Raw genomic sequence first — 11,591 nt, 5'->3', positions numbered from 1 at the left:
AAGGCGCTCCGCGGTTCAAACGATGGTGAACAGCGGTTGGTCGTACTCAACCGGCTGGCCGTCTTCGACGAGGATGGATTCGATCACACCGCTGGTTTCAGCTTCGATGTGGTTCATCATCTTCATGGCTTCAACGATGCACAGGGTGTCGCCTTTCTTCACGGTCTGGCCGACTTCCACGAAGGACGGCGAGGTTGGCGAAGACTTGCGGTAGAACGTACCGACCATCGGCGAACGGGCAACAGTGCCGTTCAGTGCTGGCGCGGCGGCAGCCGCAGGTGCGGCAGCAGCAGCCGGAGCGGCGGCAGCGACAGGCGCGGCAGCCGGAGCAGGCATAGGAGCCGGCGCGTAGTACTGCTGGGCCGGGGTCTTGCTATGACGGCTGATGCGTACGGACTCTTCGCCTTCCTTGATCTCGAGCTCGTCGATGCCGGACTCTTCCAGCAATTCGATCAGTTTCTTAACTTTACGGATATCCATGAATCATCAACTCCCAAGGGTCGGTCAGGGGCGCTTAACGCTTGTTGTTCAAGCTGTTGCCGGTCTTTCAAGCTGCTCTAGGGCGGCCTCCAGGGCCAGTCGGTAACCGCTGGCGCCAAGGCCGCAGATCACTCCCACCGCTACGTCGGAGAAGTAAGAGTGATGGCGGAAAGGTTCGCGTTTGTGCACGTTAGACAAATGCACTTCGATGAATGGGATGCTCACCGCCAGCAGCGCGTCACGTAATGCGACACTTGTATGCGTAAAAGCTGCTGGATTGATCAGAATGAAATCCACGCCTTCGCTGCGGGCGGCATGGATGCGGTCGATCAATTCGTACTCGGCATTGCTTTGCAGGTGCAGCAAATGATGGCCGGCTTCGCGGGCGCGGCGCTCCAGGTCCTGGTTGATCTGCGCCAGCGTGGTAGCGCCATAGGTGCCCGGTTCGCGGGTGCCGAGCAGGTTCAGGTTGGGTCCGTGCAATACAAGTAGCGTCGCCATCGGCTGTTCCTTGGTTATCCGTGTGCATTTGTCAGAACCCGGCGACTATGCCGCAAAGCCTTTGTGACTGTCCAGTTCTCTGCAATAGGCAGCACGATGACCGATGTTTGCGCGAGATATATGACTGCCTGATTAAATCCGGTCATTCGCCTTGGCGACACGATCGGCGAAATCCCTGGCAGTGATCTCGCCGATAACCCGCACATCGACACGTTCGACACCGTCCTTGCCGAAAAACATCAAGGCTGGAGGGCCGAACAGTTGGTAGCGGTCGAGGAGGGCGCGTTGTTCGGCGTTGCTGGCCGTGATGTCAAAGCGGATCAGCCGATAACCCTTCAGGCGTTCGATGACGATCGCATCGTCAAGCACCTGGTGTTCGATGACTTTGCAGCTGATGCACCAGTCGGCGTACCAGTCGAGCAGTACCGGCGTGCCGGACGCCCGGGCTTCGGCGAGCACCCGGTCGAGGTCTGTCGCGGTGGTGACGGTTTGCCAGGCGCTATTTTTTTGCGTAGACACCTCGCCAACCACCACGGATGACTGGCCGATTGGGTTGAACGGATCGGTCTGGCCGCTAAAACCGCCGTACCAACAGGCCAGCGCATAAAACAGCAGGAACATTCCGAGCAATTGGCCCAGGCGTTTTCGCGGCGGTTTGTAGACGAACTCCAGTGCCCCGAGGAACAACCCGACGCCAGCGGCCAGCAGGCCGATCAGCAGCAAGGTGATTTGCCCCGGCAGCACTCGGCTGAGCAGGGCAATCGCCAGGCCCAGCAACAACACGCCAATCGCGTTTTTCACGTAGATCAGCCACGGTCCGCTTTTCGGCAACCAGGTGGCACCACCGGTGGCCACCAGCAAAAGCGGTGCGCCCATGCCCAGGCCGAGCATGAACAGTTTCAGGCCGCCGCCCAGCGCATCGCCGCTGGCGCTGATATACAGCAGCGCACCGGCCAACGGCGCGGAGACACAGGGCGAAACCAACAGGCTGGAAACCACGCCCAATACCGCGGCGCCCCACAGCGAACCGCCTTCGGTGCGGCCGGCAATACGGTCCAGTCGACTGCTGATGGCGTGCGGCAACTTGAGTTCGAAAACGCCAAACATCGCCAGGGCAAACAGCGCAAAAAACATTGCGAACGGCACCAGCACCCAGGCCGATTGCAAGCGTGCCTGCAGATTCAGTTGGGCGCCGAACAAGCCCATGAGCGCGCCCAACAATGCAAAACAGGCGGCCATCGGCAGCACATAGGCCAACGACAGGTTGAAACCACGCCAGCCGCCGACTTGGCCACGCAACACCACGCCGGAAAGGATTGGCAGCATTGGCAGCACGCACGGGGTAAAAGTCAGTCCCAGGCCCGCCAGGAAAAATAGCGCCAGCTCGCGCCAGTTCCAGGCGTGGGTTGTCGTCGGGCCGTTGCCGTCGATGCCCAGGCGCTCGGTTTCCGGTGGATAGCACAGGCCTTTGTCGGCGCAGCCCTGGTAGGTCACGATCAACGTGAAGGCGCGTTGATCGGTGCGCGGCAGTTCTACGTCGAGTACGCCACGGTAAACCTCGACATCGCCGAAGTACTCATCGTGCTTTTGTTCGCCCTTGGGCAATTGCGCCGGGCCGAGGGTGACATCGGCCGGGTCGGCGCGGAACTGGAAACGATGCCGGTAAAGGTAATAACCCTCGGTGGCGACGAATCGCAGTTTGATCGATTGCGGCGTGCTTTCTACCAGGCTCAACTGAAAGGCTTCGCGCACCGGCAAGAAATCGGCACTGTTATTGATCGAGCCCAGGGTCGAACTGGGGCGACTCTCCAGCAAACCGCCGGCGGTGGCAGGCAGGGCGAGTACTAAAAGCAGCAGGTAAAGCAAACGGCGCATGACGATCTCGCGTATCGGAATTGGGGGGATGATAGCCGAGTGCGCGAGACAAGGTGATCGTTCCCACGCAGAGCATGGGAACGATCAGGAGGGGGCAGTCAGACGCGGAAGGCCTGAACGGCAGTGTGCAAGCGCCCACCCAACACCATCAAATTCTCCCCCTGCTCACGCCCCTGGCCGATACGCAGCAAATTGTCCCCACCCAACTGGTGAATACGCTCGCTGTGATCGCGGATTTCACTGACGGCACCGCTCTGCTGGGCAGTGACATCGGCGATGCGTACCGCGGTATCGGAAATGGTCTGGATTGCCCCGACGATTCTATCCAGCGCACCGTCCGCCGCCTGCGCCTGGTTGGCGGTGGCTTCGGCATGCTCGACCTGCGCGCGCATGCCTTCGACCGATTGGCGCGCCGCGGTTTGCAGGCCGGCGATCAGGCTCTGGATTTCGGCCGTGGCCCCGGCAGTGCGTTGTGCCAGCGAGCGCACTTCTTCGGCCACTACAGCAAAGCCACGGCCCATCTCACCGGCCCGGGCCGCTTCGATGGCGGCGTTCAACGCCAGCAGATTCGTCTGGTCGGCAATCGAGCGGATCACCGTCAGCACGCCACCGATGGTCGCGGACTCTTCAGCCAGGTGCTCGATCATCTGCGCATTGCCTTGCACTTCTCCTACCAGGGCATGCAGGCCGGTAAGACTCAGGCCAATGACTTTCTGGCCATGTTCGACCGCCTGGCCAGCATGGCGACTGGCCTCGGCGGCCTGGCTGGCGTCGCCGGCGACTTGCTGGATGGTCGCCTCCAGTTCGCCAAGGGAGTCTCGAATCATTGCCGTGTCGCCGGCCTGGTGTTCGGCGCCGCTGTGCAGGTCATTGCTCAGTTCCGCCAGGGTTCGACTGCTGCCGGCGACCTGTTCGGCGTTGCGACGAATGGTCCCCACCAGGTCCACCAGGTAGGCGCGCAAGCGGTTCAGCGAGGCTTCGATGTCATGCAGTTCGCGATTGGTGTTACCCAGTTGGATGTCCCGGCTGAAGTCGCCTTCCGCCCAGGTCGACAAGGCTGGTGCGAGGTTGGTCAGGGTCCGGGCCAGGCGTCGTTGCAGGGTGTCGATCAGCAGGGCGATCAACAGGATCAAGCCGATCATTACCCCTTGTATCAATCGCACCTCACTCTGGATCTCCCCATGTTGGGCGCGTACCACCGGCTCCAGCCCGGCGATGGCTTGTTGCACGGCGGCGATTTTCAGGTGCGTCGCGGCACTGAGTTCGGCGCGTTTGTGGATTTGCTCGCGGGTGCGCGAAAGTTCCGCAGGGTAGCGGCCGAGCAGGCTGTTGAGCTCACGCTTGATCCCCACGCCGGCGTCTTCGGCGGCGGCTTTCTCGGTGTTCTCCAGACCCATCATCGCGGCGAAATCATCGGTATTCGATTCACTGCTGGCCGCCACGCCCAATAACGGCAGGGCATCCAGCTGTTCGGCCTGTGCGCGGATGTCGGTGATTTCGCGCTCGACATCGGCGGCCAGTTCGCTGCGGCCGCTGCTGACCAATTTGTCCCGGGCCAGTGACAGTTTGCCCAGGTGCTGGGAGGCGCTGAGCAGCGGAGTCAGGTAGCTCGCGTTGCCACTGGCGTACTGGCTGAGTTGATCAAGGCTGGCCCCCAGCTCGCGTTCGGCTTGCAGGAGCAGGGCCTGTGGGTCAGCGGCGAGCTTGCCGGCGGCCAGCAGATCGGTTTTGCTGAATTCATCCAGGTTCGTCAGGCTCGGCTGCAAGGTTTCAGCCAGGGCCGGTGGAAACTCGCCGAGTTCCTTGTGCAGTTTGTCGATGGCCTGGCTGGCGCTGCTCAAGCGCAGCGCATCGCCACTGGCGAGGTAATCCTCGATGTTGCGCGCCACGTCACTCTGGAATTGCTGGGACAAGCCCAGGTAGCGCTCCATTAATAGATAGGGGCGTTCGAGGGCTTTTTGCGACCACCAGAGTGTGGCGCCAAGCGCTACGCAGACGGCAACTAAAAGAAGGGTATTGAGATTGGTTAGCAGTTTCAGGCGCATCAAGGACTACCAACGGCAGAATGGTAAGTGCCTGAAGTTATTGCGTTTCTGTTACAGGGTTATGACTGTCTCGGTCTGTTCCGATGAAAAGGTGGCACTTTGCTTTGATGTCCGGGAGGCCTGCACCCGGTTGCGCCCCGCGCCTTTGGCACGGTACAGCGCCTCGTCCGCCTGGCTGGCCATCAACAGGCTGTCGGAGTGTTCGCCGAGGTCCACCACGCCGGCGCTGAACGTGCACCAAAGGTCCTGTGGTTGCGCGGGATAATGAATCTCGGCAAAACGCTTGCGGATGTCATCGAGCACTTTGACGGCAGCTTCAAGGTCGGTATCGGGCATGACAATGGCGAACTCTTCGCCACCGTAACGGCCAATGAAGTCGGTCTTGCGCAAGCGCTGTTTGAGGAACAGCGCGAGGCTCTTGATCACCCGATCGCCCATGGGATGGCCGTGGCTGTCGTTGACGCGTTTGAAGTGGTCGATGTCGAGCATCGCAAAGCTCAGCGGCTTGCCCTCGCGGCGAGCGCGAAAGCAGCAGTCTTCGAGCAATTGCAGGATGTGCGTGTGGTTGTACAGGCCGGTGAGGCTGTCGCGCACCATCCGCGCCTTGAGGTTGCGTGCCCGTGCCGCCCGGTTACGCACGGTGGTGATCAGGTGCCGGGGCTTGATGGGTTTGGTCAGGAAGTCGTCGCCGCCCTCGCTCATGGCATCGAGTTGCTTGTCCAGGTCGTCCTCGGCCGACAGGTAAATGATCGGTACGCTGACATAGCGGTCGTTATGGCGGATCACCTTGGCCAGTTCCGTACCGGTGCAGGCCGGCATGTACATGTCGAGGATGATCAGGTCCGGTTGAAAGTCCGCCAGTTCGGCCATGGCCTGGATCGGCTCGATCAGTGTCCGGGTGATGATCCCTGCGCTGTTGAGCAGGCGCTCGGTGTGCAAGGCTTGGGCGCGCGAGTCGTCGATGATCAGCACTTTATAGGGCTCGTACTGGGCGACGCAGGTCAGTACTTCAATTTTTTCCAGCAGGCTCGACGCTTCAAGGGTGCCGGTGAGGAACTCCTGGCCGCCGGCGCGCACAGCGGCGAGGCGGGTCGGGGTGTCGGTTTCATGCAGGCTGAAAAACAGCAGCGGCAAACGCTGGTCGAGACCTTCCTGGGCTTCGGCCGCCAATTTCAGGCCGACGCCAGGGCCGCTGAAGTCAACGTCCATGACGATGGCGGCTGGTAGGCGCTCGACCATTGATGAGCGGAATGCCGGCACGCTCTCCAGGGACTGGGCACTGAGCCCGAAAAACTCCAGCTGCTTGGCCAGTCGCTCGGCACGGTCATGATCCTGCAGCATCACATAGACGGGTTTGCGCAAGGGCGGCAGGAACGTTTGGTCCAGCTGATCACCATGGCGCAGGCCGGTGCGCGACAGGCGTTGCATCAGTCGATTGAGGTCGCTGATCAGGCTGCTGCTGAGGCGACCGCGATTGGCGTCGACAGCCTCCAGCGACAAGCCGATGTGACGCGCCAGTTGCGAATGCTCCGGTTGTTCGAAGCGTTCAGCGAAGCGTAACAGTCGCAGGTTGGCCTCGCTCAGTTCCGCCAGCTCCTGGGTCGACCATTCATTGCGTTGCAGGCGTTGCCATATCTCAAGAATCTGACGTGCTTGATGAATTACCCGCTGGGCAAAGTGATGCTTGAGGCGCTCGCGGCTGGGGTCTTCTGGCTCGGTCATATCCTGACTACTGGTTAGGGGGTACGCTGAGGACGACTGGTGGCTCTATGCTAGCATCTCTTTTCCATTACATGAGTGTTGTACGTTAATAATCTGTGACACCCACCCATTCAGTTTCCGACCAATCAGTCGTCAATTGCCCGCCGGTTCTTGCGAAGGTCCCTGCAATGCGGGGGCTGGCGAGCCTCGAGTCCGATCCTGAGGTCCTTGGGGGGGCCAGCACGCAGGGCTGCAATGATCGATAGTTCGTTGCTGGAAGCCGGACAAATTTCCAGTCTTGGCGAGCTAGGGGATTCCCTTAGTCGTAGTGAGATAAATTTCGCTGTAAAGCCAACGGCGGGTGCCGGGAAAAGGCACGTTGTTGTATGGTTGTGGTCGAATCGATGAACTCAAGTAATTGAAAGGATATCGCCATGCTGGACTGGAAGAACCGTGCCGGTAGCGCGCCTGAACGTGCCGCTGAACCGAAGTCGGCCACCCGCAGTTATTTGGGCGGCCTGGTGTTCAGCCGGGCGCTGGCCACGTTGATTGGCATCTACCTGCTGGTGACGATTGCTCTGGGTTGGTACTGGAGCGCGGAACCTGCCCTGTTTCCGGTGCAGCAGAATGCGCAGTTGGCCGCTGAAAGAGACGGCAAGCAGATGGTGGTCGGCTACACCACGGTGGAAACCCTCAAGAGTGTCGCCGGGACCCTGCTGAACAAACCAGGCGGCTATATTTCCAACGACCGCCTGCCGCCAGGCCTGTGGATGGACAACATGCCAAGCTGGGAATACGGCGTGCTGGTGCAGGTGCGCGATCTGAGCCGGGCGCTGCGCAAAGACTTTGCCCGTTCGCAATCGCAGTCCACCGAAGACGCCGACTTGGCCAAGGCCGAGCCGCGCTTCAACTTCGACAATAAAAGCTGGGTGCTGCCATCCAGTGAGTCTGAGTTCCAGGAAGGCATCAACTCCCTGACTCGCTATCAGACTCGCCTGTCCGATCCGAACCAGAAGAGCGCACTGTTCTATGCCCGTGCCGATAACCTGAACAACTGGCTGGGTGATGTCGGTACCCGCCTGGGTTCGCTGTCGCAACGCCTGTCGGCCAGTGTTGGCCGGGTCAAGCTCAACACTGCGCTGAAGACCGAAGTGGTGGCCCCTGGGCAGGTGCCGCAGGTTGATGAAGAGATCGTCGAAACCCCGTGGCTGCAGATCGACAACGTGTTCTACGAAGCCCGCGGCCAGGCCTGGGCTTTGTCGCATTTGCTGCGTGCCATTGAAGTGGACTTCGCCGATGTGCTGGCCAAGAAGAATGCCACGGTCAGCGTGCGCCAGATCATTCGGGAACTGGAAGCGTCGCAGGAAGCGGTCTGGAGCCCGATGATCCTCAATGGCAGCGGTTTCGGCGTGCTGGCCAACCACTCGCTGGTGATGGCCAACTACATCTCGCGGGCCAACGCGGCGGTCATCGATTTGCGTCAATTGCTGAATCAGGGCTGAGCCATGGCCGATAGCTCCATCGATAACCTGCGCGAAGCCGCCCATCGGGCGGCCTCGGATGCCGAAGAGATCGCCTGGGTCGACGAGCAGGACAATCTGCTCGGCGCCCTGGTCCGGTCCGACTTGCGCGAGCGCGGGCTTATCGGGCGCGGTACCTACATCATGTTGTTCAACTCCGCCGGTGAACTTTGCGTGCACCGGCGCACCCTGAGCAAGGCGATTTATCCCGGTTATTGGGACGTGGCGGCGGGCGGCATGGTACTCGCCAGTGAAACCTATGCCGAGTCGGCCGCCCGGGAACTGGAAGAGGAGCTGGGGGTGAGCGGGGTGGAGTTGACCGTTCATGACCATTTTTTCTTCGAGGACACTGGCAATCGCCTCTGGTGTTCGGCATTTTCGGCAGTGTGGGACGGCCCGCTGATCCTGCAGCCGGAAGAGGTGCTGGAAGCGTGCTTCATGCCCATCGAGCAGGTGCTACGGGATATCGAGCAAAAGCCTTACTGCCCGGACTCTTTGGCGGCGTTGAAACGCTATCTCCGTGCCCGTGGCGAAGACGTCGCAAAAGAGGCATAAATTGGCGCCGATTGGCTCTTAGCAATCGGCGTTTTTGCCGTTACACTGCGCGACCTTTTCAAACTGAACCGGTATTGCTGTTTGTAGGAGCTGCCGCAGGCTGCGATCTTTTGACGTTGCTTTTAATTCAACATCAAAAGATCGCAGCCTCGTTGCACTCGTCAGCTCCTACAAGGAAGCTTACCGTTTCAGTAGCGCTGCCCCTGCCTGAGTGGGGCTTCGCGGTCGATGGCACCTGCCCAGGTTGCCGCGACCAGTCTTTGTCCTCCCAAGAGGATTGCCGGTGGCCAAAAAAGCCGCATCCTTCGCCGCCCTTGGTGGCTTGGTATTTTCCACCGACGCAGGTCGTCATTGCCCGGAATGCAGTAAACCGGTAGACGCCTGCATCTGCAAACAGACCGTTATCCCGGCCGGCGACGGCATTGCTCGCGTGCGCCGCGAAAGCAAGGGCCGTGGCGGCAAGACGGTGACCACCATCACCGGCGTGCCCTTGGCCGAAGACGCACTCAAGGAACTGGCGACCACGTTGAAAAAACGCTGTGGTACCGGTGGAGCGTTGAAAGACGGGATCATTGAAATCCAGGGCGATCATGTCGAGCTACTCTTGGCAGAGCTGATCAAGCACGGATTCAAGGCAAAGAAGTCCGGCGGCTAGCAGCCTCTGTGAAAACCACCCGCGGCTTGATCCAGACCTGCCTGACTGCAGGCCTGGCGTCGTCACCATGGTTTTCACAGAGCCTGTTCATGACCGGTTTCTAAACTCACTGCGGTCGGCGAGGTCTATCCCTTCGTTGACGAACCGTCATTTTCATTCTTTAGACTGCGCCGGCCTGACACCAGGCGACGCACTATGACTTCTTTATAGGGGACTTCAATGTCCGTAAGACGCACACGCAAAGACGATGGCAGCCAATGGACAGTTGCGGACAGCCGCAGTGTTTACGGGATTCGCCATTGGGGGGCCGGGTATTTCGCGATCAATGACGCCGGTCGCGTCGAAGTTCGTCCCAACGGTCCGAGCAGTTCACCAATCGATCTGTTCGAGCAAGTCGACCAGTTGCGCAAGAGCGGCTTGTCCTTGCCATTGCTGGTTCGGTTCCCGGACATCCTGCAAGACCGCGTGCGTCAGCTCACCGGTGCGTTCGACGCCAACATCGAGCGCCTGGAATACCAGAGCAAGTACACCGCGCTGTACCCTATCAAGGTCAACCAGCAGGAAGCGGTGATCGAGAACATCATCGCCACCCAGAACGTCTCCATCGGCCTGGAAGCCGGCTCCAAGCCTGAGCTGTTGGCAGTGCTGGCGCTGGCGCCGAAGGGTGGCACCATCGTTTGCAACGGCTACAAGGACCGCGAGTTCATCCGTCTGGCGCTGATGGGCCAGAAGCTCGGCCACAACGTGTTCATCGTGATCGAGAAAGAATCCGAAGTCGGCCTGGTGATCGAAGAAGCCGCCTCGCTCAAGGTCAAGCCACAGGTTGGCCTGCGCGTGCGCCTGTCGTCCCTGGCCTCGTCCAAGTGGGCAGACACTGGTGGCGAGAAATCCAAGTTCGGCCTGTCGGCGGCGCAATTGCTGTCGGTGGTCGAGCGTTTCCGCGCCGCGGGCCTGGACCAGGGCATCCGCCTGCTGCATTTCCACATGGGCTCGCAGATCGCCAACCTGGCCGACTACCAACATGGTTTCAAGGAAGCGATTCGTTACTACGGCGAATTGCGTAACCTCGGCCTGCCGGTGGATCACATCGACGTGGGTGGTGGCCTGGGCGTGGACTACGACGGTACGCACTCGCGTAACGCCAGCTCGATCAACTACGACATGGACGATTACGCCGGTGTCGTGGTCGGCATGCTCAAGGAATTCTGCGATGCGCAGAGCCTGCCGCACCCGAACATTTTCTCCGAAAGCGGCCGTTCCCTGACTGCCCACCATGCCATGCTGGTGATCCAGGTGACGGACGTCGAGAAGCACAACGACGACGTGCCACAGATCGAGAACAAGGAAGCACTGCCGGAAACCGTGCAGTGGCTGGTGGACCTGCTGGGCCCGACCGACATCGAGATGGTCACCGAAACCTACTGGCGCGCCACGCACTACATGAGCGATGTCGCCGCCCAGTACGCCGACGGCAAGCTGACCCTGGCCGAAAAAGCCCTGGCCGAGCAGTGCTACTTCGCCGTGTGCCGTCGCCTGCACAACTCGTTGAAGGCGCGTCAGCGTTCCCACCGTCAGGTGCTCGACGAGCTCAACGACAAGCTGGCCGACAAGTACATCTGCAACTTCTCGGTGTTCCAGAGCCTGCCGGACACCTGGGCCATCGACCAGGTACTGCCGATCATCCCGCTGCATCGCCTGGACGAAGAGCCACTGCGTCGCGCCGTACTGCAGGACCTGACCTGCGACTCCGACGGCAAGATCAACCAGTACGTCGACGAGCAGAGCATCGAAACCAGCTTGCCGGTGCATGCCCTGAACGAAGGCGAGGACTACCTGCTGGGTGTGTTCCTGGTCGGCGCCTACCAGGAAATCCTCGGCGACATGCACAACCTGTTCGGTGACACCGACTCGGTGAACATCTACCAGAACGCTGACGGCAGCGTGTACCACGCCGGTATCGAGACCCACGACACCATCGAAGACATGCTGCGCTACGTGCACTTGTCGCCAGAAGAACTGATGACCCACTACCGCGACAAGTGCGCCAGTGCCCGCATCAGTGCCAGCGAGCGCACCCAGTTCCTCGATGCCTTGCGTCTGGGCCTGACCCGTTCCTCTTACCTGTCTTCCTGAGGTAAGTACTGCGCTCATCGGGTTGTCTGAAAATTTACCTTTTGCTTAGGAAATTTCAGATAACCCGGTGGGGCATTTCTCTTTTTTCCTGCGAAAAAGATCGCGTATCGGCCGTCCAAGGGATTT

The 11,591-nt window shown here is 60.4% G+C and carries 8 protein-coding genes and 1 pseudogene; 4 read left to right on the top strand and 5 right to left on the bottom strand.

The window, feature by feature from the left end; all coding sequences use genetic code 11:
• Positions 1-15 precede the first annotated feature (15 nt).
• From accB to AC3WWR_RS15425, 5 genes and pseudogenes are all read right to left on the bottom strand, one after another.
• A complete protein-coding gene (gene accB, locus AC3WWR_RS15445; RefSeq protein WP_007971363.1) occupies positions 16-480 on the bottom strand; it encodes an acetyl-CoA carboxylase biotin carboxyl carrier protein in 465 nt (154 codons plus the stop codon).
• Between the two features lie 48 nt (positions 481-528).
• Positions 529-981 (bottom strand): type II 3-dehydroquinate dehydratase, encoded by a 453-nt coding sequence (gene aroQ, locus AC3WWR_RS15440; RefSeq protein WP_020797556.1) that lies wholly within the window; start codon positions 979-981, stop codon positions 529-531.
• A gap of 132 nt (positions 982-1,113) precedes the next feature.
• Positions 1,114-2,856, bottom strand: coding sequence for a protein-disulfide reductase DsbD (locus AC3WWR_RS15435; RefSeq protein WP_020797555.1), 1,743 nt, complete (start codon positions 2,854-2,856; stop codon positions 1,114-1,116).
• A 98-nt stretch (positions 2,857-2,954) separates the two neighbouring features.
• Positions 2,955-3,461: pseudogene (locus AC3WWR_RS15430) on the bottom strand (methyl-accepting chemotaxis protein); the annotation flags it as partial.
• A gap of 1,491 nt (positions 3,462-4,952) precedes the next feature.
• On the bottom strand, positions 4,953-6,623 hold the full coding sequence (locus AC3WWR_RS15425; RefSeq protein WP_033039401.1) for a response regulator: 1,671 nt from the start codon (positions 6,621-6,623) through the stop codon (positions 4,953-4,955).
• A 413-nt stretch (positions 6,624-7,036) separates the two neighbouring features.
• Between AC3WWR_RS15425 and AC3WWR_RS15420 the strand changes: the two genes are divergently transcribed.
• The 4 genes from AC3WWR_RS15420 (at position 7,037) to speA (ending at position 11,465) form a co-directional block, all read left to right on the top strand.
• The gene (locus AC3WWR_RS15420) at positions 7,037-8,104 is read left to right on the top strand and encodes a DUF2333 family protein (protein ID WP_020797552.1); all 1,068 of its coding nucleotides are present in this window, start codon (positions 7,037-7,039) and stop codon (positions 8,102-8,104) included.
• Between the two features lie 3 nt (positions 8,105-8,107).
• Positions 8,108-8,677 carry an NUDIX hydrolase gene (locus AC3WWR_RS15415; protein ID WP_020797550.1) on the top strand — a complete coding sequence of 190 codons (570 nt, stop codon included), beginning with the start codon at positions 8,108-8,110 and terminating at the stop codon, positions 8,675-8,677.
• Between the two features lie 283 nt (positions 8,678-8,960).
• Positions 8,961-9,332 carry a translation initiation factor Sui1 gene (locus tag AC3WWR_RS15410; protein WP_007914613.1) on the top strand — a complete coding sequence of 124 codons (372 nt, stop codon included), beginning with the start codon at positions 8,961-8,963 and terminating at the stop codon, positions 9,330-9,332.
• 219 nt (positions 9,333-9,551) lie between these two features.
• Positions 9,552-11,465, top strand: coding sequence for an arginine decarboxylase (gene speA / locus AC3WWR_RS15405; protein WP_020797549.1), 1,914 nt, complete (start codon positions 9,552-9,554; stop codon positions 11,463-11,465).
• Positions 11,466-11,591: the final 126 nt, after the last annotated feature.

The sequence above is a fragment of the Pseudomonas sp. EB271-G4-1 genome (assembly GCF_058791355.1).
This window is presented reverse-complemented; position numbering and strand designations above follow the sequence as displayed.